Here is a 22891-nt window from a genome sequence, read left to right as displayed (position 1 = left end):
GAGTGAATGAGATGAGTACGATCGTGAGTTCAACTCGTTCAAGGAAGAAAGTCGCATGGGTTCCAGCCGTTTTAATTACGATCGCGATCGCATTTCTCGCGCTGATCATTTACATTCCCGCGATCAATGTTTTCTATCAGGCTTTTAAGAATGGGGTTGCTCCATTTCTCGCGAATTTACGACAGCCGAACTTTATGGCAGCCGTGAGATTGACGATCGCATTAGCCGCTATTTCTGTACCGCTGAACATCATTTTTGGATTGTGTACAGCTTGGGCACTCGCACGAAAGCAGTTTCGAGGTCGCGCTTTATTGTTGAGCATTATTGACCTGCCGTTTGCGATTTCGCCTGTAGTTGCAGGTTTGATGTTGGTCTTGCTGTATGGACGGAATGGCTGGTTTGGACCAATGCTGAATGCTGCTGATATTAAAATTATTTTTGCGTTTCCGGGCATGGTACTAGCAACGATGTTTGTGAGCTTGCCGTTTGTAGCACGAGAAGTGATTCCAGTCTTAGATGAGATTGGCCCAGAGCAGGAAGAAGCAGCAAGTACTTTAGGTGCTAGTCACTGGCAAACGTTTTGGCGAGTCACGTTACCGAGTATTCGTTGGGGCTTGCTTTATGGGGTCATTTTGACGAATGCAAGAGCGATGGGTGAGTTCGGGGCTGTGTCAGTTGTGTCAGGAAATTTGGCAGGTAAGACGCAAAGTTTGCCACTGTTTATCGAGGAAGAGTATAAGCAGTATGCAACCGAGTCAGCTTATTCAGCAGCAGTGTTGCTCGCATTGCTTGCAGTCGTCACGCTCATCGTGAAAGAAATTATGCAACGGAAGTCGCGAATTTCAGAGGAAGAATAAGAGATTGTGTCAGTCAGAAAGATTCCGCTAGTCGTTCACCCCAATCAATCGGATAAGAAGATAGAGGGATAGGGAGTAATCTAAATCTAGGCACTCCCCACTCCCCACCTCTTCAAATCCCCTCCAAAGCAAGATAAGCCGTCCCATATGCCGCTTCTGTCTGGACTGCCTCGCTCACAGACACACCAAGCTGTCTGTGTCGAATTGCTGTCCAAGCCGAATTTTTTGCTCCGCCTCCTGCGGTGAAAACCTGCTTTAACGGCGTTGCACCGAACGATTCAAGTAATCGATATCCCTGAGCTTCAATCCTTGCCATACTTTCGAGTAAGCCATGTAAAAACTCAACACGATCGAGCGGTTGCGGCTCTAATCTCGGCATTAATTCAGGATCATTGATTGGAAATCGATCTCCCGGTTTTAACAACGGATAGTAATCTAACGGACTTTCTTGACTAGCAGAAATACGATCGCTCAATTCAATCAGTTCTTCTGTCGTGAAGAACTGCTTTAACACTGCTCCACCTGTATTTGAAGCTCCACCGACGAGCCAGCGCTTGCCAAATCGATGGCTATAGATCCCGTAACGAGTATCATCAATCCGAGTATCACTGAGGAGTTTCAGAACAAGCGTTGATCCGAGTGAAGTCACAGCTTCTCCAGAGGTACTAGCTCGACTAGCAATAAAAGCTGCAATGCTATCGGTTGTACCTACATGAATTCGACAGTCAGCAGGAATGTTAAATGCTTGAGCGATCGAAGATTGAATCGGTGAGATCGCGCTTCCTGGCTCTTGGACGATTGGTAATAATTCTTGAAGTGGAAGCCAACTGGGATAGTTGAAGTGCTCGACATCGTATCCAAGCTTCAAACTATTGTGATAGTCACTAATTCCACATTGACCGTGCAGTTGAAATGCTAACCAGTCAGCTTGATGCAATAGATATCTCGCTTGGGAAAAATCCTCGCAGTTCTCTTGCCACCACAGCAATTTAGCCAGTGTAGACGTTGAACTCACAACCGGATGATCAGCAGGTGCGATCGCTCGAATTCTCTCTAAAACACTCACTCCACGTGCATCGTTGTACAACAGAGGTTCAGTGATCGGACGACCTGCGCGATCGCACAGTAGCACGGTTGAAGATGTCCCATTAATTGCGATGCGATCGAGATGATTTCTCACCACTTCGGGCAGATTTCGTAGCAATTGCCACAGTGTTTCAAGCCAAGTCTGGGCAAGATTAGAAGTATAAGAGACTGCGGCTTGAGCCTCGATTTTGCCATCGGGGCGAATCGCGATCGCGCGTGCGCCAGAAGTGCCGAAATCAATACCTAGAGATAGATGCATGGGTGACGAATCAACATTAAATTTGTGATACAAATCTATTCAAATCTATTTAGAACTACTTAAACTATTCTCATAAAAAGATTGTTCGCAATTTTGAGGAGAAAAAGTATAGATGTATACGTTTAACATTGTTGGAGTCTCTCCAATTTTGTCTTTCTTCAATCAACAACAAGACCTTCTTCAAAAAGATTTAGAAACAGGAGTTGAATACTTATCGAGCTTTGAGTGTACTTTAGATGCACTGATTTATTCCGTGGAAACGGTCAGCCCTCACCATCCGTGGAATCTAGATGAAGTGGTTGATACTGTTGTGAGCTTTTGGGTGAAAAATTCAGATGCGATTTCTCACTGGAAGGATCGACTTCAAGATGCAGGAAAAGACAGTCTTTTAGTCAGCCGTGTCGCAGATATTGATGCGCTCAAAACCGAATTTGAATTGCTATTTGAAAATTAATAGAGTAGCAATTTCAAAACAGGAGCGTGTTACTTTAATCTGCTAGAAAAGTCCATTAAACGCTTCAGAATATTCAGACAAAAACCACTTGCTGATAGCAATCGCTGATTCATGCTAGATGGAGAGGCGCGATCGCTTCTTTAATCCAGAAACAATCGCGCCTCTACTTTTGGGATTAACAGAATTACAGCACGGAGTCTGCGGAAGGCTGAGTTGAACTGCGCGAAAAGCCTTCGTCAACAGTAGAATCCCACTGTCTCGGAATCAATCGCTTGCCAACCTTCGCATAGATGGCAGGAATGACGAGTAGTGTTAGCGCCGTAGACGTAAACAAGCCCCCTAACACCACAATAGCTAACGGTTGCAGGATTTCGTTTCCGGCTCCGCTCGAAAGTACCAGCGGCAAGGTTCCTAACGCCGAAGTTAAAGCCGTCATCAAAATGGCATCAATCCGCTCAAGCGAGCCTTTGACGATAACATCTTTCAGCGGCATTCCTTGCGCAAACTTGTTGTTGTAGTTATCAACCAGCAACAACCCATTGCGAACTGCAACCCCAAACAATGTGATGAAGCCTACTAAAGAAGCAACAGACATCACACCCCCACTTAACAGAATTGAGACAATACCACCCACAAGTGCTAAGGGAAGGTTGATCATGATAGCGATCGTAGCAGGCAGAGATCGAACTGAGAAGAACATCAGCACAGCAATCATAACGGCTGCCAAAATACTAAACACCAGTAGATTATTAGTTGCCCGCTGCTCAGACTCGAACTGTCCGCCGTACTGGATAAAGTAGCCATTCGGCAGTTTCACCCTTTGCTGAATCTGCGATTGAATGTCACCGACCACGCTCCCGAGATCGCGTTCTGCAACGTTCGCAGAAACCACAATCAAGCGAGAAACATCTTCCCGATTCACAATATTCGCGCCCATGCCGTAGTCTACTTTGGCGACAGTACCAAGCGAAATCGTTTGTCCAGTTGGAGCAACGATCGGAATCGCCCGAATCGCGTCTAGGTTGTTACGGGCGGGTTCTGTCAGCGAAACTGCAATATCAATTAACTGTTGATTTTCTGCGACTTGAGAAACCACACGACCATTGAGCGCCGTTTCAACAGTGTTCGAGATCTGCTCCATACTCAAGCCATAAGTCGCAGCGGCAGCCCGATCGTATTGAATTTGTACTTGTCGAATTGGCAACTGAGGTTCAAGCTGCAAGTCTACAACACCCTGAATCGGCTGAATCACATCGCGAACTTGTTCCCCGATCTTTCTCAGTTCAGCGAGATCAGGACCGAAGATTTTCACCGCGATCGCAGCACCTACTACATTCGCCTGTTCAATCACCGAGGTAAGCTGCTTGCTTTTTCTCCGAATCCCCCGACTGAACTGCCTCAAACGCTCAATCCGACTCCGTGGCAAACATTTCAAACCGCATCAGGAACGCGCTATCGCCAATTTACAATCATCTTGCATGGCAATCACAATCCTTCAGAACCTCATGGATCATGGGGCTATCTCCAACTTGGACGAAACTTAGAGGTGTTTGATACCGAAATTCTGCAAATGCGATGGATCTTACTGGTTGGATTTCCGATCGCGTTAGGTTTAGTCGCGGTTTCAAGCTGGTGGCTTTCCGGCTTAGCAATGCAACCGATTTATCAGTCTTACCAACAGCAGCAGCAGTTTACCGCAAATGCTGCACCCGAACTGCGATCGCCCCTAGCTAGTCTCTTAGCAACCGTAGAGGCAATCTTGCGAGTGCCTCAGTCTGATCCCCAAGAGATGCAAACCATGCTGCACACGGTTGAACGGCAGGGCAGACGATTGAGCCATTTGATTGCAGACCTGCTCTTTCTGACGAGTCTTGAGCACCATTCGTCACTTAAGCCCTCGCAGCGCTGTTGCTTAAATGATCTAATTAGTGACTTAACTGAAGAATTTTTAGAGTTAGCAACCCTGGCGAAACTTGATCTTATCCATCAGGTTCCCGATCGTGATGTTTACGTTTTAGGGAATGAGTCTCAACTTTACCGTTTAGTTTCAAACCTAATTGCAAATTCGATTCAGTACACAGCCAGTAATGGAAAGATTATTATCAGCTTAATCGCTCGCGATCGCACAGCATTCATTACGGTGAAAGATACCGGAATTGGCATTGCCCCCAAGGATCAGGATCGAATCTTTGATCGCTTCTATCGAGTCGATAGAGATCGCTCTCGCAAAACAGGTGGAACAGGGCTAGGACTCGCCATTGCACAGGCGATCGCTCACCATCATCAAGCGACACTCAAGGTTGAAAGTCAAGTTGGGCAAGGGAGTATTTTTATAGTAGAGATTCCATTAGCTCATTAGGGTCAGCGATCGTAAACTCGCTTCTACTGTGCTGTTACAATCCCAATTCCTGTATCTTGCACTTGAATCATTTCAAAACTCTTTCTAGAGTGTGACGTGAGATCATAACAATATCGATTTTACTGAAAAACAGTATATCGAGGTAGTGTCATGGCAACTCAGGATAAAGTTGCAGAACTTGCACATCTTAGAGAGTTAGGAAACACTCGGGAAATGGTCTTTCCGATCGGGCTAGGTGGAATGCCAATGTCAATCCGCGATCGCCCGTCGGAATCTCAAGCGATCGCTACAATTCATCGAGCTTTAGAACTGGGTGTCACATTGATTGATACCGCCGATGCTTATTGCATCGATGAATCCGATAAGCATCACAACGAAAAACTCATTTACAAGGCATTACAGCAATATTCGGGTGACAAAAGCCAAGTCATGGTTGCAACCAAAGGTGGTTTGATGCGTCCAGACGGAGCTTGGACACAGAATGGGAATCCAGATCATCTGCGACAGACCATTCGAGAAAGTTTTGAAGCCCTCGGTGGAGATCAGCCGATCGATATTTGGCAGTATCATTCACCCGATCCAAATTATTCGATCGCTCAAGCGCTCACGCCTGCGAAAGAAGCGGTTCACCAAGGGATTGTTCGCTATGTAGGCGTATCGAACTTTAGCGTCGAACAAATCAAGCAAGCGCGCGATGTCGTTGAAATCGTCTCTGTGCAGAATCAATACAATCCTTGGCATCGCAATCCTGAATATGATGGCGTTCTGGAATATTGTGAAGCGGAAGGAATCACTTTTCTGCCTTGGAGTCCGTTAGGTGGCAGCCAGCGTGTGTCTCAGTTAAAAGAGATTCATGGAATTTCCGACTTGGCAAACGAGAAAAATATCTCGATTTACAGCTTGATTTTGGCGTGGATGTTGTCGAAATCGCCTTGTATTGTGCCGATTCCAGGTGCAAGCAAGCCTGAGAGTATTGCGGATTCTGTCAAAGCCGCAGAAGTTCGACTCGATCCCCAAGAGATCGCGATCGTTGAAGATGCGATCGCTCAGGTTTAACAACCTCTCCAAGCCGACGCAGTTTGACCCTGCTCACCACTTCAGAACTGAAATCCTCGCCGATTGAGCCGAGATATTAACCAAATTCAGGATTGATCTCTGATGAGGCTCGATCCTGAATTTCTCAATTTATAAGGACTTCAGCCGTTGAATCTCAATGCGATCGCTGATCAACTCACATCATTTTAAGTTTTGTTTACAAATCTCAATACTTAATGTTACGCTTTGTAAAGAACAACGTAAAATATTCATTGAGATCAAAATTATGAGAAGCGGTTCAATCATCGACGATCAAGGCAAACTGAACAATTTCGCGATCGAGCCTCAAATGTACGTCACCGATCAGCCCCAATTCGGCTTCAACATTAATGCAGAACGCTTGAATGGTCGTCTCGCAATGATTGGATTCGTTTCCCTCTTAGCACTGGAAGTCTTCACCGGACACGGAATCATTGGATTTTTCACATCTCTCTAGAATCAGCGCTCAGTTCACACAAACGCTGAACCATTAAAAAGATGCGTATACTGCGGTTTGCCAAAAGCTTTCATCGAGCTTGGTGGAGTGATTCAACCGCGCTTAAGTGCAGTTGAGTCAGAGATCGATAAAACTCCATTCTCCAATCCGCAGTAGAGTCATCCATTGAGCGAGTTTGGAAGTAGAGAGATACGTACCGAAAATTGCACAACATTCTGGGGCGAGATAGGATAGCCTATCTAATGGAAGTAGATTTGTGCTAGTCGTCCTATGGCTGTCGATTTTTTGAGTCATCTGAATCCGTCCCAAAAACAAGCCGTTCAGCATTTTTGTGGTCCTCTGCTCGTGATTGCAGGTGCAGGCTCAGGAAAGACGCGCGCATTGACTTATCGGATTGCCAACTTGGTGCTGACTCATCGAGTTGATCCTGAAAATATTCTGGCTGTAACCTTTACGAACAAAGCAGCACGGGAGATGAAGGATCGCATCGAACGACTGTTTGCAGAACAGCAGGCATTGACTGAGTATGGGCAATCGCTGCAATCGCTTCCGGGACATGTGCAGACGAAATTGCGATCGCAAGTCTACAAATCCATTACGAAAGATCTCTGGATCGGAACCTTCCACGCACTCTGCTGCCGGATTCTGCGCTTCGATATTGAGAAATTCCAAGATGAGAAAGGGCGGAAATGGACAAAGTCTTTCTCGATTTTTGATGAATCCGATGCCCAGAGCTTAGTCAAAGACATCATCATCAATCAACTGAATATTGACGATAAGAAATTTGATCCACGCAGCGTTCGGTATGCAATCAGCAACGCTAAGAATAAGGGGTTAACCCCGCGAGATTACGAGCGAGAGCAATCTAACTTTAAAGGAAAAGTGATTGCAAATATCTACAGCGTTTATCAAGATAAACTCGCTGAAAACAATGCGGTTGACTTTGATGATCTGATTTGGATTCCGGTGCAACTATTCCGTCAGAATGAACAGATTCGCGCATACTGGCACAAACGCTTTCGTCACATTCTAGTAGATGAGTATCAAGATACAAATCGCACACAATACGAATTGCTGCAACTTCTGACCACGAATGGAGAATCTGCCCGCAGCTTTAAAGAGTGGGATTATCGATCGATCTTCGTTGTCGGCGACGCAGATCAATCGATTTACTCGTTCCGCATGGCAGATTTCACGATTCTGATGGGCTTCCAGCAAGACTTTGGCGATGGACTGCCCGATGATGATACGCGAACGATGGTGAAATTAGAAGAGAACTATCGATCGACAGAGAACATTCTCCAACTTGCAAACGACCTGATCGAGAACAACACAGAACGGATTGATAAAGTTCTCAAACCAACTCGCGGACAAGGCGAACCGACTTTCTGCTATCGCGCTCAAGATGAGATCGATGAAGCCGAATTCGTGATTCAACAAATGCGGAGATTAGAAGCGGTAAATTCTGATCTGCATTGGGGTAAGTTTGCTATTCTCTATCGTACCAACGCTCAATCCCGAGCCTTTGAAGAAATTTTGGTGCGGTGGGGTGTCCCTTACAAGATTGTCGGCGGGCTGCGATTCTACGATCGTAAAGAAATTAAAGACGTTCTAGCTTACTTGAGAGCGATCGCAAATCCATCGGATTCATTAAGTTTGCTGCGTGTGATTAATACTCCGCGTCGTGGCGTAGGCAAAACCACGATCGAAGCCTTACAAAAAGCAGCGATCGAGCTTGGTACTCCACTGTGGGAAATTCTCAGCGATGAAACCTCGATCAAAACTCTGGCGGGTCGATCCTCGAAAGGAGTGATTCAATTTGTCGAAATTATTCAGCGATGGCGCGCACAGATTGACACCGTAAGCGCTTCAGAACTCGTTCAAGGGGTTTTAGAAGATTCAGGCTATGTCAGAGATTTGAAAGCTCAAGGCACCGACGAAGCAGAAGATCGCTTACAGAACGTACAGGAGTTATATAACGCGGTTCTGCAATACGAAGAAGAAAACGAAGACGACAAGAGTTTGATCGGCTTCTTAGCAAGCGCCTCTTTAGCCTCCGATTTGGATGACACCGAGGAAGAATCGACGAAAGTCTCGCTGATGACCTTGCACTCGTCGAAAGGGTTGGAATTTCCGATCGTATTTCTCGTCGGTTTAGAGCAAGGGTTATTTCCCAGTTATCGATCGCTTGATGATCCAGCCGCGATCGAAGAAGAACGTCGCCTTTGCTATGTGGGCATTACCCGTGCTCAAGAGCGGTTATTTATCTCTCATGCTCGCGAACGTCGATTGTATGGAAACCGCGAACCTGCGAGTCCTTCGCTTTTCCTGGGAGAACTCCCGCGTGAATTGATGGATAGCAATACAAAAGCTGCGATTCCTAAGAAATTCACAGAAAAGAAACCTCAATCTAAGCCTGCACCCGTTTTACAGAGTGATGTTGAATGGAGCGTGGGAGATCGCGTCATGCACAGTCAGTTTGGCATCGGCGAAGTGACGAATGTGTTTGGTAGTGGAAGCAAAGCAACATTAGCCATTCGATTTGACAATCTAACCGGAATGAAACGGAAGATCTTGCCGATTGGCGATCGCGGCTTAACTGCGATCGATTAAAGAATATCAGTCGTATTTAATCTGAGTTGAGTAACCTAGTCAATGTCAGCTCGGGTTAACGTTTGGGCGGCTGGCGAATGGGCGAAATCTCTTATCTCGAATTCACGTTAGCCAACTAATCCTGCTCTCAGCGCTCGCACTGCTGCTTGAGTCCGATCGTCGGCACAGAGCTTATTGAGAATATTGCGGACATGTGTTTTGACTGTACCTACTGTGATGTAGAGCTTTTCTGCAATCACAGCATTACTACAGCCATCGACAATCAGTTGCAGCACTTCTAACTCACGCTCAGTCAGCGGATAGGCTTCAATAATTTGGTTGTATTCCGGTTCGGCAGCGGTAATCGCAACCTGCTGTAGTTCGTCTGTAATCGGGGTAGGCGGGGTCTGCGTCTGAGTTTGACGGAGCACGACTCTCGCAATTGCAGGATCAATCCAAGAATTTCCTTCATTCGTCACCCGCAATGCATCGACCAACTGATCGAGACTGACATCTTTCATGCAGTAAGAATCTGCACCTGCCGCGAATGCTGCTAAAACCGTATCTTCTTGATCTTGTAGGGTAAGAATTAAGACTCTCGTATCGGATTGATCCTCCGAGGCAGCTTGAGCTTGGCGGAAGCGGCGCGTCAACTCGATGCCGTCGATATCCGGTAAACCAATATCGACGATCGCAACATCGGGTTTATGCTGGAGCAGCAATTTTAGCCCATCTGTGCCATTTGCAGCCTCGCCAACCACTTGAAAGCCGGGTCTTTGCTGTAAAGCCGTTTTCATACCGACTCGCGTTAGATCATGATCTTCAATCAGCGTAATGCGAATATCATTCATATACGAAGACTCCCACAATGTTTAGAAAATATCAAATTTGCATAGAAAAATAACGATTCTTTGTACAGTTGTTCAGCCGACCACTAACCGGATGTGCGGCTACTAATGTTCAACTTTAAACACTTTAAACATAGTCACAAATATAGAGTTTTGTTGTGCATCCCTGGTATATAGCTCAAGAATGATTTGTGCATCCTGCCGTCATTTCGCTGGAATGCGGCAACGATCAAGTGATTTCATTCGTATAACAAATTGTAATAATTAGGATGATAATCTCAGCTTTGTTGATGGGGAGTCCCGATCGCAGAACATCAAGATTAAGCAGAAGCAGAAGGAATAGGTGGGGTAATTCGGGTTAGGCGTGAACTCGATCTTTCAAGTGAAAATGCCTCGACGGCTTGCGACCAAACAATGGGTCAAGCCGTGCAAATCATTTCTTTCTGCATGAGTGCCTCTGCAAATTAACTTCGGAGGGATTCATGCAGAAAGTTGAATCTCTTCTGCGTCTAAGCTTGCAATTGCTTCCAACGTTTTTGGAGATCTTCGATCGTATAAACCGCTCGGAATTTTAACCCTTGCTGCTGATAAAATTCTGCGCCCCCCTGTTGACGATCGACGAGCGAGATCACTTCATCGACTTGATATCCGGCATCGCGCAATCGCTCAACCGCCTTCATCGCGGATTGCCCCGTTGTCACGACATCTTCTAAAACAACAACTCGGCTTCCCTCCGGTAACGTCAACCCCTCAATATATGCCTGCGTTCCATGCCCTTTCGCCTCTTTACGGACAATCAACGCGGAGATCGATTTTCCTTCATACGCCCCGACCACACTCGTCGCCGTTACAATCGGATCAGCCCCTAACGTTAAACCCGCCACAGCAACGGTATCCGGCTCCAATAACGCTAACAACACTCGTCCGACTGCCAAAGCACCTTGGGGATGCAAGGTCACCTGCTTCCCATTGATGTAATACGAACTGCGCTGACCCGAAGACAAGAGAAAATCTCCCTCCCGATAAGCACCCAAACAGAACAGATCCAAAAGGCGATCGCGCACTTCCTCAATCTCAGCCGTTGACCAAGGAAATGTTTTTGCGTCGAACTTAGTCACATTTGTCATATGCGGGCAAACTAATGAATATTACGTGTCAAAAAGCATGGATTTGGTTAAATTTCATACATGAATGCGGTAAAACACGCAGTTAATTGTGAAACCACCCAATCTTTTCTACCTTTTAGCCAATCATTGAGGATAAAGAACTATGGGCGTGAGGATCAAGAGCCTATTTAGCGCAATTGCGCTCAGTGCCTCTTCTAGTTTGATGGCGATCGCAGCCAGCGCGCAAGAGGCACCCGTATTTCGTCCGAACGAAACCATTCCGAATGCGATCGATCGTGCCTATTTCGGAGCACTCGGCGAATTCTCCGATCGCAATCCCCTACGGTATACCCAAACCATCATCGGAACGCCTTATGGGTATCCGGAAAATCAAATTTCTCGCGATGGGGAGCGGATTCATCGCATTTACTTAGACTTAATGAATCAGCAAAATTCAAGCGATCCGTTGATTCGGACAGCCGATTTGCCCAACCCATTTAATCTGTCGGTGCAAACGCTGCCAACTTCTGGCAATCGCGTTGTGGGAAGTGAATTTGCGATCGAACAGCCACTCGATCCACAATTTCCAGTCCAGCCGATGACCCCGCCGAATTCACTATTGCCGCAGCGATACTAGGAATTTGGAGTTTGGATTCAGTTCTTGAATTGACTGAATCCAAAATTAACTGAATCCAGGGTGCAGGAGTTGAACCCGCCTGAGGCGAATTATGAGTTCGCTGCCTAAACCGCTCGGCCAACCCTGGGAATTAGCCGTATTTTAACTCGACTTTTTCGGTTTTAACGCCTCGCTTAGAAAAATTGAACCGATCGATTTTTGCGATTGATAACGCCGCGCTTCACCTATCTCTCGCTCTGTCCAGCCTCAAAAATTCAAATTGTCCAAGAATGAGAATTGCAGCATACAATTGCTGATATAAATTTCCAGTTCCCATTGCGTTGGATCGCCCATGAAAGTTAATTCCACCGTTGCCCTAACCTTTACGTTACTTGCCCTGATGTTAGGAGCAGGAGTTTTTACCGCGACTTGGGGATACGCGATCGGACGAGAAGCACTCAAAGGCATTACCCAACCCGACTCTCGCCCCACGAATAAGGGCACTGCCAAAAATTCGAGTGGACGAGAAGAATTGGTGATCTTGAAAGAAGAAGACATCATCAAATCGGTCAAAGAAAAAATCAATGCGACGGGTCGGGCAGGTTCAGCGAGTACAAGCTCGAATACAAGCGCAGCACCTCCAGCAAAATCTGAGAAATCTGTGGCGACTGTGACAACGGCAAAGCTGCCCATTCTTACACGATCGAATGATGTTGCGATGGAAGTAACGGGGATTCGCAAACAGGGTGATTCGATGCTGCTCGACGTAGCGATGAAAAATGATGGCAGTCAACCCGTGAAATTTCTCTATAGTTTCCTGAATGTCACGGATGATAAAGGTCGCCTGATCGTTGCAGAAACAACCGGATTGCCATCGGAATTGCCTGCCAAGAGCGATCGCTTAAGTGGGACGATTAGTATTCCAACTTCGATGCTAGATGATGCTCAGAAGCTCTCAATTCAACTGAGTGATTATCCTGACCAAAAACTGCAACTGAAGATGGCAGACATTCCCATTAAATAACGCTAAACTCAACTTCTCAGCCCGAATTTTCTTACTCTGATTGCCCAATGACTGCCCCCATTCCGCTTGCTCTAGCGGTAGTGCTTCAGCCTCTAAATTTTACCGATGTCAGTTTGCGATTTCTCTCGGTGCTGCTCTTGATCGCGATTAATGCGTTCTTCGTGACGGCTGAGTTCTCGATCGTGTCAGTGCGTCGCTCTCGAATTAATCAATTGGTCGATGCGGGGGATATTCAAGCTCGCACCGTACAGTCTTTACAACAAAGTATCGATCGCTTACTGTCTACCACTCAGCTTGGCATTACGTTATCGAGTCTAGCGCTGGGCTGGATTGGTGAATCATCGATGGCGGTGATCGTGTCCATGTGGATCACTCAGCTTCCTTTGCCGCAAACCTGGATACAGCCTTTGTCACACTCGGCTTCGATTCCGATCTCGTTTTTGCTGATTGCTTATCTGCAAATTGTGCTCGGTGAACTGTGCCCAAAGTCTCTGGCGATGCGGTACTCCGAGGAAATTGCGCGGTTTTTGGGTCCGTTTAGTTTGGCGATCGCGCGATTTTTCAATCCTTTTATCTGGATTTTGAATCAATCGACTCAGTTCTTATTGCGCTTGATTGGGGTGCAGTATACCGGGCAAGGGTGGTACAACCAGGTCACACCGGAAGAATTACAGCTGATTATTGCGACTTCTAGCGAGTCGAGCGGGTTGGAGCAGGAAGAACGCGAATTGCTCAGCAATGTGTTTGAATTTGCGGAAGTTTCGGCGGAAGAAGTGATGGTGCGGCGACCGAGCATGATTACTTTACCGATCGAGGCAACGGTGCGCGACTTGTTGGTCGAAGTGGCGGAAAGCGGACATTCGCGATTTCCCATTACGGGAGAATCGCTGGATGATATTTGTGGGTTTGTGCATTTGAAAGAGCTGGCTGAGCCTTTGGTGCAAGGGACGTTAAACATGGATAGTCCCTTGAAGTCTTGGATTCAGCCAGCGCGATTTGTCCCGGAGTATACGAGTTTGGGAGAGCTACTGACGCTGATGCAGCGCGATCGACAACATATGGTTTTAGTGGTCGATGAGTTTGGCGGCACAGCGGGATTGGTCACGATTCAAGATCTCGTGACTCAAATTATTGGGGAGACAGAAGAAAGCGATGAGGAGCAGCCGATTCAAACGATCGATGAAAATACCTTTATGATTCAGGCACAGATGAATCTAGAAGAAATTAACGATCGATTGGATCTCAATCTACCTGTGATCGAGGAGTATCAAACTTTAGGCGGTTTTCTATTTTACCAATGGCAAAAAATTCCGCAGCCTGGAGAAACGCTGCAATATGCCAATTATGAATTAACCGTGGTTTCGGTGGAGGGGCCACGCTTGCATCAGATTCGTGTCCATCGCATTGAGACCCCGGCAATGCTCGACAAGACTAAGCCGGATTGACGCGCATCAAAGGCTGTCCATATTCCACGGGCTGTCCATTCTGCACGAGGACTTCGACGATTTCGCCGGAGACTTCGGCTTCGATTTCGTTCATCACTTTCATCGCTTCGATGATGCACACGACTTGTCCTTTCTGAATGCGATTGCCGATATCGGCAAAGGGAGGTTCATCGGGCGCAGGAGAGCGATAAAACGTACCCACGATCGGCGAGACAACATCGACTAATTTACGATCGTTCTTGGGTGCCACCGGCGTTTCTGCCTTCGCGGGTTCCGGGGACATCACAACAGGGGTAGAGGCAGTCGTTGTGATCGCGGCAACAGGCGCAACTTCAACTCGCGTTCCTCGGCGTACGACTAATTCAAAATCGTCTGCTTTTAACGTTAATTCCGAGATATCAGTTTGATTTAACGTGGTTAATAATTCGCGTAGCTCAGTCAGATCAAGTGGCACAGTTCTTATACTCCTCAAAAATTAGATGGGAGATCAGAAAGATATGTAGAGGATCTTTCTGATCTCAGATCGGGGGTTCGCTATTCTTTCTCGCGACCTAAATATGTATCGTTGCGAGTGTCAATTTTGATCTTTTCACCGATGGTGATGAATAACGGAACCATGACCTGTGCGCCCGTTTCAACGATCGCGGGCTTTGTGCCACCCGTTGCGGTATCGCCTTTGACACCGGGATCAGTTTGAGTCACTTCCAGCACGACGGAGTTTGGAAGTTGAACTTCCAAAACTTGTTCGTTCCAGCGGACGACGTTCACTTCCATGCCTTCTTTGAGGTATTTGACGCGATCGCCGATTTGAGCCGCGCTGAGCCGACCTTCATCGTAAGTTTCCATGTCCATAAACACGAACTCATCACCTTCTTTGTAGGTGTGTTGCATCGTGCTTTTTTCGAGCGTTGCTTGCGGTACGGTCTCCCCGGCTCGGAATGTGCGCTCGACCACGTTGCCATTTTGGGCGTTTTTGAGCTTGGTACGAACAAATGCAGAACCCTTACCCGGCTTGACGTGTAAAAATTCCACTACACGCCAGACTGAGCCGTCTAGCTCAATACTGACACCGGGACGAAAATCGTTACTGGAAATCATGACTTTAACTTACTAATTGGGGGAGAACATTCGGCACTTCATTTTACCGTCCCCCGACCGCTTTTTATCGCGACTCGACATGGGACAATCGGAGTGGCTGACTGATCTCTAGGGTTGAAGCTGTATGTCTTTTTGTAATGATTCATGGAAACGCGCGATCGTGCGCTTGAGCCAATGCGGAGTTGCCTTGCTCTGCGTGGTGGTGATTTTGGTGGGATTTGAGCCACCAGTGTTGGCACTGCCGCAGGGGAATGCGATTAAAGATCCGAAAGCGTTGTTGCGCTATGCGTTACCGATCGAGAATCCTGAAGTGCGTCAACTTCAGGACAGTTTGGAGGATGTCGCGGCTCAGTTGCGGGCAAATCGACGCTGGGGTGCGGTGAATTCGGATTTGAGTCGTGCGAATAACATTTTGACGAAGAAAAGTGACAAATTATTGGCAAGCGTGGTGGACGATCGCAAGTCTGAAGCGGAGCAGTTGATCGAGCAACTGAAAGCTGGGATTGCGGAGATGACCGAAATTGCTACTGCAAAAGATAAAACCAAAACGCTAGAGAAGCGAGCAGAACTATTAGATAAAATAGGCGACTTGGAAGCAGCAATGGTTTCTAAGTTCCCGTATGAAGTGCCGCAAGAGTATAGCAATTTGCCGCAGTTAAAGGGACGCGCAACGATCGCAGCGAAGACCTCGAAAGGGGATTTAACGATCGTGGTAGATGGGTTTAGTGCGCCTGTAACGGCAGGGAATTTTGTTGATTTGGTGCAGCGTGGTTTTTATAACGGGTTGCCGTTTACTCGTGCAGAAGAGTCTTACGTGTTGCAAGTCGGTGATCCACCTGGAGATGAGGTTGGCTTTGTCGATCCGAAGACGAAGAAGTATCGGGCGATTCCTTTGGAAGTTTTAGTCAAAGGCGATAAGGTTCCGACGTATGGCATCACGTTAGAGGATGCGGGACGCTATCTTGATCCGCCTGTGCTGCCGTTTTCTGCTTATGGGGCGATGGCTCTGGCGCGTCCTGATTTTGATGCGAATGGGGGATCGTCTCAGTTTTTCTTTTTCTTGTTTGAGCCGGAGCTAACGCCTGCGGGTGCGAATCTGCTGGATGGTCGCTATTCGATTTTCGGATTTGTGACGGAAGGCGCAGATGTTTTAAGAGAGCTGCGGGCGGGGGATAAGATTGAGTCGATGAAAGTGGTTGATGGGTTGGAGAATTTGGTGGAGCCGAAGAACGCTTAGAGCATGTTTGAGAAGTATCAATTGTTTCCTCGCTCCGTTCTATCTCGCCCCGGAATGAATTCGGGGCTAACAGTGCGAAGTCCTTTGAAAAGGACTGAAGACCTGATTCTAATTGGCTTTTAGTCCCTTTAGTAGACTTCGTTCAACTAGCCCCGACATCCAATCCGGGAGCGGGTGAATACGATAAACGATACTTTTCAAGCTGATTTGATCTTGGATGTGGTTTATCAATTGGGTTTATAAGAAAAAGCACTGCTGAGATCAAACTCTCGCAGTGCTTTTTCTTGGGTTTGATGGGTTGGACTATTGAAGCTCGGATAGGGTAGGTTTGTAACCGTTGCCGTTGGTTGAAGTGGGTGCTTCTTCGGTTTTGAGGGCAGAGATTAGCATTTGCAGAGAGTCGCTCTCTTTGACGGGGGATTCTTCGACAGGGGCAAGGATAGGCGTTTTCTTTTTGGTTGAGCGGCGGCGTTCGCTTTTGAGTGTGCCGCCTGCTTTGCCGTATTCGTTGCTATTTTTACCGTATTTGGCAGCGACTCCTGCGAGCATTCGTTCGGAACGATCGCGTAAGTAGGGTTTCGGTGGCTTTGATGTCGCGGGTGAGTTCGTCGAGGGTGGAAAGGGTGGCGTTGTAGGTGTCGATTTGAGTCCGCAGTTTTTGGATCAGCTTTGAATAGTTGGAGAGGGTCGATTCGTCGCTGAGGGTTAGGTTGGGATCGATGGTGGTTAAGCCTGCGGCGCGCTGTTCGGCTTGGACGAGAATTTGTGAGCCTCGTTTTTGTCTTGCCATGAGTTACTCCTCAAGAAATTTAATGTTTTCTGCACTCCACTGTTTGTCGCTTTTGAGGAGGCTGAGTAGAAATGTCTAAGGCAAGTAAGGAGTAGCCGACCGCGAGAGAAAATTTAGTCGTTTTGCTCTATGCGATCGCGATTTGAATTGTTCTATTGGGCAGTTGCTTAGAGGGTGTTTGAGAAGTATCAGTAGTTTCCTCGCTCCGTTCTATCTCGCCACGGAATGAATTCGGGGGTGGGAGGACAGCGTGAGCGAAGAGTTTTTTATACTTTGAAGTACCCGCTTAGCTAAATTTAATTTGATCGCGATTCAACTTGATGCGATCGCGATCTAACTTAATTTGATCGCGTTTCAACTTGATGCGATCGCGTTTCAACTCAATACGATCATGATTCAACTTGACGCGATCGCGTTTCAACTTAATGCGATCGTGATTCAACTCGATACGATCATGATCTAACTTAATTTGATCGCGATCCAACTCAATACGATCGGCAGAGTTCAGTTGTGTTTCGCCCGTCAAAACACTTAGCACCCAATTCATTAATTAAATACGAAAGCTTTATAGTCTAAAAAGCTGAGAAATCAGAAATTATCAGGGGCAAAATGCGTGACGTTTTCATCTCCTACTCCCGGAAGGATAAGTCATTTGTAGAACAGTTACATCAGGCACTCGAAGCGCAGAATCGGGATGCGTGGGTCGATTGGGAAGATATTCCCCTCAGTGCAGAATGGTGGCATGAAATTCAGCGTGGCATCGAAAGTGCAAATACATTTGTGTTTGTGATCAGCCGCGATTCGATCGAGTCGAAGGTTTGTCGAGACGAAATTGAGCACGCCGTTCAGCATAATAAGACGTGAGTTCGACGAGGGAAAGTAGCGCAAAAGAAAAGCTGAGACTACGTTTGAAAGAGTAATCAAAATCTTTCGAGTCTCAGCTTATGGAACCTATCGTATCGCGCCTCGACCTGACAGCTTTGTTCTGCGACGTAGACGACTTCTGCCAGACCTTTGAATGGGCATGGGCACACCAGCCCCAACTGCCGTCGATGCCTGGAGAGAAACGCAGTCGTTCCCGGTTGCGCTTGAGTGAAGTGATGACCATCGTGATTGCCTTTCATGCTTCTGGTGCAAGGACATTCAAGGATTTCTATACCCTGACCGTTCTACCGCATTGGCGCAAAGCGTTTCCGAATTTGGTGAGCTACACCCGATTTGTGGAACTGATGCCTTGGTGCTTGATGCTGTTGTGTTGCTTCCTGATGACCCGACGCGGCGAGATGACGGGGATTGCCTTTGTCGATTCCACTCCAATTGAGGTGTGCCATCCCGCCCGTGCCCACAGTCACAAGGTGTTCAAACATCAAGTGGGTTGGGGCAAAAGCTCAACGGGCTGGAAGTTCGGCTTCAAGTTGCATCTGATCATCAACGAACACGGAGAACTCCTGGCGTTCAAGCTGACTCCTGCCAATACTGACGACCGTGCTCCTGTGGCTGAAATGACCGAAGGCATCTTCGGCAAGCTGTTTGGAGACCGGGGCTATATCTCACAGAAGTTGTTTGAGGAACTGTACGAGCGCGGCTTGAAACTGATCACCAAACGCAAGCGCAATATGAAACAGAAGCTCGTCACGCTGATGGATAAGATTCTGCTGCGAAAGCGTTCCCTCATTGAGTCAGTGAATGACCAATTGAAGAACATTTGTCAGATTGAGCATTCTCGTCATCGCAGTTATTGGAATTTTCTGGTCAACCTGATGGCCGGGTTGATTGCTTACACCTATCAGCCCAAGTTACCGTCGCTCGATTTGCAACCGAAAGGGTTGCCTGCTTTGCCTCCTGCCATCTTTTAGCGTGTCGAACTCACGTTAATAAGCGACTGGTTCCAATCGTGCGCCGAGATGATTTTGAGATGGCAAAGGTACATCCCAACCTCTCGATGCATAATTGGCTGTTTTTTCGCGAAACAGATGAGTTTGAGTCAGGAATGCGGGTTTTGTTGAAGGCGATCGATACCGATTTGGAGTATGTCAGAGCACACACTCGGATTTTGGAAAAAGCGATCGAGTGGCAAGAACAAAAGCGGAATGAGAGTTTTGGGCTGAAGGGCGATGATTTGCGATCGGCGGAAGCATGGCTGAGTCAGGGGGAAGCGAAAGAGCCGAAGCCGACTGAGTTGCAGCAGAACTATATTCGGGCGAGTCGATCGACGGAGGATGCGACAGCAGAGGCAAAGCGGATTCTAGAACAGGCGGTAGCGAAAGCGAAGCGGGTGAGTTTGCTGAGTTTATTGGCAGTTGGGGCAGCGGTAACTGTGGCAGCGATCGCAATTCCAGCTTCAATCCAGGCGCAGCGGCAGGCAGCAGAAGCGCGATCGCAGATGCAGGAAGCGAATGAGAGTTTAGTGCAGACTCAGGAAAAAGAGAAGGCAGCGAATGAGAAAGCGCAATTAGCGCAAAAGCAATTTGAGCAGGCACAAAAGCAGAAGCAGGCAGCAGAAACGCAGGCAAAACAGGCGGCAGAAAAAGCACGGGTGGCGCAGCAGCAATTTACTCAGGCGCAGCAGCAGGCGAAGGTTGCAGCACAGCAGTTGGCGCAGGTGAACCAGGAGAAGGAAGTTGTGGCTGTGGCGAAAGAGCAGGCGGAACAGCAATTGCAACAGGCACAGCAGCAGATTCAGGTAGCACAGGTGCAGTTAGGGAAAGCGCAAGCCGCAACGACAGCCGCACAGCAACAGACTGAACGGGCAGAGACGAGTCTTAGGGTAGCTGAGGATAAACGCAATACGATTTTGACTGCGAATGCTTTGGAGAAAGACGGCGTGGCAGCGCTAAAGCTCTCTAATGTCGAACAAATCCGAGGGCTAATAGATGCGATGCAAGCAGGGCAGCGCCTACAGGGTTTGATCAAAACGAAGGGGCAAGATGGATTTGCGGCGAGTCCGATTTTTTCACTACAAACGATCTTGGATAGGGTGGAAAATCGATCGCGGCAACCTTTTCAAAGACAAATACTGTTAGCACATGAATCCAATGTGCTAACAGCCAAGTTTAGCCCCAATGGGCAACGCATCGTGACGGCATCAGCCGATAAAACGGCTCGAGTCTGGGACGCAAACACCGGAGAGGAAGTTGCCACTCTCACCGGACATCAAGGCAATGTGTGGGCAGCCGAGTTCAGCCCGAATGGGCAACGCATCGTGACGGCATCAGATGACAAAACGGCTCAAGTTTGGGATGCAAACACCGGAGACGAAGTTGCTACGCTCATCGGACATCAAGGTAGTGTGAGTACAGCCAAGTTCAGCCCCGATGGACAACACATCCTCACTAGATCAGCAGCTGATAACACAGCTCGAGTCTGGGATGCAAACACCGGAGACGAAGTTGCTACTCTCACCGGACATCAAGGCAGTGTGGGAGCAGCCGAGTTCAGTCCCGATGGGCAACACATCCTCACTAGATCAGCAGCTGATAACACAGCTCGAGTCTGGGATGTAAACACCGGAGACGAAGTTGCTACTCTCACCGGACATCAAGGCAGTGTGGGAGCAGCCGAGTTCAGTCCCGATGGGCAACGTATCGTGACGGCATCAGCCGATAAAACGGCTCGAGTCTGGGATGCAAAAACTGGACAGCAGATTGTCACACTCACCGGACATCAAGGCACGGTGATGGCAGCCAAATTCAGCCCCAATGGGCAACACATCCTGACTACATCAGATGACAACACAGCTCGAGTCTGGGATGCAAAAACTGGACAGCAGATTGGCCCGCTCACCGGACATCAAGGCTTTGTGATGGCAGCCAAATTCAGCCCCAATGGGCAACACATCCTGACTACATCAGATGACAACACAGCTCGAGTCTGGGATGCAAAAACTGGACAGCAGATTGCCACGCTCACCGGACATCAAGGCTTTGTGATGACAACCAAATTCAGCCCCGATGGGCAACGCATCCTCTCTCCATCGTGGGGCAACACAGCTCGAGTCTGGGATGCAAAAACTGGACAGCAGATTGCCACGCTCACCGGACATCAAGACACGGTGATGGCAGCCGAGTTCAGCCCCGATGGGCAACGCATCGTGACTGCTTCAGCCGATAAAACAGCTCGAGTCTGGAACGCAAACGTCGGACAGGAAGTTACCACGCTCACTGGACATCAAAGCAGTGTGGGTGCAGCCGAGTTTAGCCCCAATGGACAACACGTCGTGACTGCTTCAGCCGATAAAACGGCTCAAGTCTGGAACGCAAAAACTGGACAGCAAATTGCTACGCTCACCGGGCATCAAGGCACTGTATGGGCAGCTAAGTTCAGCCCTGATGGACAACGCATCGTGACTGCTTCAGCCGATAAAACGGCTCAAGTCTGGAACGCAAAAACTGGACAGCAAATTGCCACGCTCACTGGGCATCAAGGATGGGCGATTGTAGCCAAGTTCAGCCCGAATGGACAACGCATCGTGACTGCTTCAGCCGATAAAACGGCTCGAGTCTGGGATGCCAAAAATGGACAGCAAATTGCTACGCTCACCGGGCATCAAGGCGCTGTGTGGGTAGCCGAGTTCAGCCCGAATGGGCAATACATCCTCACTGCATCAGACGACAAAACGGCTCGAGTCTGGAACGCAAAAACTGGACAGCAAATTGCCACGCTTACTGGGCATCAAGGCACAGTGTGGGCAGCCAAGTTTAGTGCTGATGGGCAACGCATCATTACTGCATCAGCCGATAACACAGCTCGAGTCTGGGATGCAAACACCGGACAGGAAGTTGCCACGCTCACTGGACATCAAAGCAGTGTGAGTGCAGCCGAGTTCAGCCCGAATAAGCAACGCATCATTACTGCATCAGCCGATAACACAGCTCGAGTCTGGGATGCAAACACCGGACAGGAAGTTGCCACGCTCACTGGACATCAAAGCAGCGTGGGTGCAGCCGAGTTCAGCCCCAATGGACAACACGTCGTGACGGCATCAGCTGATAACACAGCTCGAGTTTGGGATGCAAACACCGGACAGGAAATTGCCACGCTCACCGGACATCAATCCTGGGTAAGTGCAGCCAAGTTCAGCCCCGATGGACAACGCATCCTGACTGCCTCACTCGACCACACAGCACAGATTGTACCTGTAGAAGACCTCAACATGCTTTTAGCTCGTGGCTGCCGATGGCTAACAAACTATTTGATCGTCAATCCCCAGGTTCTCAAATCGCTTTCCACCTGCCATCAGCCTGCCTTACTCCTCGCCAGTTCGCTAACCCTAGTCAACCAGAGCGAAGATGCTGCCAGAGCAGGCAAAATTGAAGACGCGATCGCCAACTTAACCCTCGCCAAATCCTGGAATCCCAACCTTACCTTTGACCCCAAAACCCATGCCCAGAATCTTTCAACTGCTGCTCAACTGCTTGACGAAGCCGATCGCTTAGCAAAAGCAGGCAAAATTGAAGACGCGATCGCCAAATATCACCAAGCTCAAGGGATCGATGAAAGCTTACAGTTTGATCCGGAGGAAAGAGCAGAAGAAAATGCTCCACCGCAGAATTGATCTATCAACTGAAACCCAATTACCCAATACGATGA

The 22891-nt window shown here is 48.0% G+C and carries 22 protein-coding genes and 1 tRNA gene; 13 read left to right on the top strand and 10 right to left on the bottom strand.

Going from position 1 to position 22891, the window contains the following annotated elements:
- Positions 1 to 11 precede the first annotated feature (11 nt).
- Positions 12 to 857 (top strand): sulfate ABC transporter permease subunit CysW, encoded by an 846-nt coding sequence (gene cysW / locus LEPBO_RS0110870; protein ID WP_017287591.1) that lies wholly within the window; start codon positions 12 to 14, stop codon positions 855 to 857.
- 112 nt (positions 858 to 969) lie between these two features.
- On the opposite strand, the gene LEPBO_RS0110865 is transcribed toward cysW, so the two are convergent.
- Positions 970 to 2202 (bottom strand): FGGY-family carbohydrate kinase, encoded by a 1233-nt coding sequence (locus LEPBO_RS0110865; protein WP_017287590.1) that lies wholly within the window; start codon positions 2200 to 2202, stop codon positions 970 to 972.
- Between the two features lie 112 nt (positions 2203 to 2314).
- Here LEPBO_RS0110865 and LEPBO_RS0110860 point away from each other — a divergent pair, with 112 nt between their 5' ends.
- The gene (locus LEPBO_RS0110860) at positions 2315 to 2656 is read left to right on the top strand and encodes a hypothetical protein (RefSeq protein WP_017287589.1); all 342 of its coding nucleotides are present in this window, start codon (positions 2315 to 2317) and stop codon (positions 2654 to 2656) included.
- A gap of 184 nt (positions 2657 to 2840) precedes the next feature.
- Here LEPBO_RS0110860 and LEPBO_RS0110855 read toward each other — a convergent pair whose 3' ends face one another.
- Positions 2841 to 3968: an efflux RND transporter permease subunit gene (locus LEPBO_RS0110855; protein ID WP_017287588.1), complete on the bottom strand. Its 1128-nt coding sequence runs from the start codon at positions 3966 to 3968 to the stop codon at positions 2841 to 2843.
- Between LEPBO_RS0110855 and rppB the strand changes: the two genes are divergently transcribed.
- The 4 genes from rppB to pcrA all read left to right on the top strand — a co-directional run bounded on the left by rppB (position 3918) and on the right by pcrA (position 9159).
- The gene (gene rppB, locus LEPBO_RS36785; RefSeq protein WP_017287587.1) at positions 3918 to 5015 is read left to right on the top strand and encodes a two-component system sensor histidine kinase RppB; all 1098 of its coding nucleotides are present in this window, start codon (positions 3918 to 3920) and stop codon (positions 5013 to 5015) included. The two genes, LEPBO_RS0110855 and rppB, sit on opposite strands and share 51 nt — an antisense overlap.
- Before the next feature lie 150 nt (positions 5016 to 5165).
- Positions 5166 to 6071: an aldo/keto reductase gene (locus tag LEPBO_RS0110845; protein ID WP_017287586.1), complete on the top strand. Its 906-nt coding sequence runs from the start codon at positions 5166 to 5168 to the stop codon at positions 6069 to 6071.
- A gap of 265 nt (positions 6072 to 6336) precedes the next feature.
- A complete protein-coding gene (locus LEPBO_RS0110840; protein WP_017287585.1) occupies positions 6337 to 6546 on the top strand; it encodes a chlorophyll a/b-binding protein in 210 nt (69 codons plus the stop codon).
- A 270-nt stretch (positions 6547 to 6816) separates the two neighbouring features.
- The gene (gene pcrA / locus LEPBO_RS0110835) at positions 6817 to 9159 is read left to right on the top strand and encodes a DNA helicase PcrA (RefSeq protein ID WP_017287584.1); all 2343 of its coding nucleotides are present in this window, start codon (positions 6817 to 6819) and stop codon (positions 9157 to 9159) included.
- A gap of 107 nt (positions 9160 to 9266) precedes the next feature.
- Here pcrA and LEPBO_RS0110830 read toward each other — a convergent pair whose 3' ends face one another.
- Positions 9267 to 9989, bottom strand: coding sequence for a response regulator (locus tag LEPBO_RS0110830; protein ID WP_017287583.1), 723 nt, complete (start codon positions 9987 to 9989; stop codon positions 9267 to 9269).
- Between the two features lie 506 nt (positions 9990 to 10495).
- Positions 10496 to 11113 carry an orotate phosphoribosyltransferase gene (gene pyrE / locus LEPBO_RS0110825; protein WP_026148551.1) on the bottom strand — a complete coding sequence of 206 codons (618 nt, stop codon included), beginning with the start codon at positions 11111 to 11113 and terminating at the stop codon, positions 10496 to 10498.
- 142 nt (positions 11114 to 11255) lie between these two features.
- On the opposite strand from pyrE, the gene LEPBO_RS39985 reads away from it, so the two are divergent.
- Positions 11256 to 11729, top strand: coding sequence for a hypothetical protein (locus LEPBO_RS39985; RefSeq protein WP_051077789.1), 474 nt, complete (start codon positions 11256 to 11258; stop codon positions 11727 to 11729).
- A 54-nt stretch (positions 11730 to 11783) separates the two neighbouring features.
- On the opposite strand, the gene LEPBO_RS0110815 is transcribed toward LEPBO_RS39985, so the two are convergent.
- Positions 11784 to 11856, bottom strand: a tRNA-Ile gene (locus LEPBO_RS0110815).
- 204 nt (positions 11857 to 12060) lie between these two features.
- On the opposite strand from LEPBO_RS0110815, the gene LEPBO_RS0110805 reads away from it, so the two are divergent.
- Together LEPBO_RS0110805 and LEPBO_RS0110800 are read left to right on the top strand one after the other, a co-directional pair.
- Positions 12061 to 12732 (top strand): hypothetical protein, encoded by a 672-nt coding sequence (locus LEPBO_RS0110805; protein ID WP_017287580.1) that lies wholly within the window; start codon positions 12061 to 12063, stop codon positions 12730 to 12732.
- Between the two features lie 47 nt (positions 12733 to 12779).
- Positions 12780 to 14177: a hemolysin family protein gene (locus LEPBO_RS0110800; RefSeq protein WP_017287579.1), complete on the top strand. Its 1398-nt coding sequence runs from the start codon at positions 12780 to 12782 to the stop codon at positions 14175 to 14177.
- Here LEPBO_RS0110800 and accB read toward each other — a convergent pair.
- Together accB and efp are read right to left on the bottom strand one after the other, a co-directional pair.
- Entirely contained in the window at positions 14164 to 14631 is a 468-nt protein-coding gene (gene accB, locus LEPBO_RS0110795) for an acetyl-CoA carboxylase biotin carboxyl carrier protein (protein WP_017287578.1), read from the bottom strand. The two genes, LEPBO_RS0110800 and accB, sit on opposite strands and share 14 nt — an antisense overlap.
- An 80-nt stretch (positions 14632 to 14711) precedes the next feature.
- On the bottom strand, positions 14712 to 15275 hold the full coding sequence (gene efp, locus LEPBO_RS0110790; RefSeq protein WP_017287577.1) for an elongation factor P: 564 nt from the start codon (positions 15273 to 15275) through the stop codon (positions 14712 to 14714).
- A gap of 124 nt (positions 15276 to 15399) precedes the next feature.
- On the opposite strand from efp, the gene LEPBO_RS0110785 reads away from it, so the two are divergent.
- A complete protein-coding gene (locus LEPBO_RS0110785; RefSeq protein ID WP_017287576.1) occupies positions 15400 to 16512 on the top strand; it encodes a peptidylprolyl isomerase in 1113 nt (370 codons plus the stop codon).
- A 303-nt stretch (positions 16513 to 16815) separates the two neighbouring features.
- Here LEPBO_RS0110785 and LEPBO_RS42270 read toward each other — a convergent pair whose 3' ends face one another.
- The 3 genes from LEPBO_RS42270 to LEPBO_RS0110775 all read right to left on the bottom strand — a co-directional run bounded on the left by LEPBO_RS42270 (position 16816) and on the right by LEPBO_RS0110775 (position 17849).
- Positions 16816 to 17061 (bottom strand): hypothetical protein, encoded by a 246-nt coding sequence (locus LEPBO_RS42270; RefSeq protein WP_017287575.1) that lies wholly within the window; start codon positions 17059 to 17061, stop codon positions 16816 to 16818.
- Positions 17030 to 17302 (bottom strand): hypothetical protein, encoded by a 273-nt coding sequence (locus LEPBO_RS41730; RefSeq protein WP_144056186.1) that lies wholly within the window; start codon positions 17300 to 17302, stop codon positions 17030 to 17032. The genes LEPBO_RS42270 and LEPBO_RS41730 overlap by 32 nt, the downstream gene beginning before the upstream one ends.
- Positions 17303 to 17588: 286 nt before the next feature.
- Positions 17589 to 17849: a DUF874 family protein gene (locus LEPBO_RS0110775; RefSeq protein ID WP_017287574.1), complete on the bottom strand. Its 261-nt coding sequence runs from the start codon at positions 17847 to 17849 to the stop codon at positions 17589 to 17591.
- 62 nt (positions 17850 to 17911) lie between these two features.
- On the opposite strand from LEPBO_RS0110775, the gene LEPBO_RS0110770 reads away from it, so the two are divergent.
- The 3 genes from LEPBO_RS0110770 to LEPBO_RS39975 all read left to right on the top strand — a co-directional run bounded on the left by LEPBO_RS0110770 (position 17912) and on the right by LEPBO_RS39975 (position 22856).
- Positions 17912 to 18166, top strand: a complete 255-nt coding sequence (locus tag LEPBO_RS0110770; RefSeq protein WP_017287573.1) for a toll/interleukin-1 receptor domain-containing protein — start codon at positions 17912 to 17914, stop codon at positions 18164 to 18166.
- Between the two features lie 80 nt (positions 18167 to 18246).
- On the top strand, positions 18247 to 19158 hold the full coding sequence (locus tag LEPBO_RS0110765) for an IS982 family transposase (protein WP_026148520.1): 912 nt from the start codon (positions 18247 to 18249) through the stop codon (positions 19156 to 19158).
- Between the two features lie 59 nt (positions 19159 to 19217).
- On the top strand, positions 19218 to 22856 hold the full coding sequence (locus LEPBO_RS39975; protein ID WP_081614734.1) for an eIF2A-related protein: 3639 nt from the start codon (positions 19218 to 19220) through the stop codon (positions 22854 to 22856).
- Positions 22857 to 22891: the final 35 nt, after the last annotated feature.

The sequence above is a fragment of the Leptolyngbya boryana PCC 6306 genome (assembly GCF_000353285.1).
GTDB lineage: Bacteria > Cyanobacteriota > Cyanobacteriia > Leptolyngbyales > Leptolyngbyaceae > Leptolyngbya > Leptolyngbya boryana.
Note: the sequence above shows the minus strand (reverse complement) of the source record. Positions and strands in the feature narration are given on the sequence as shown.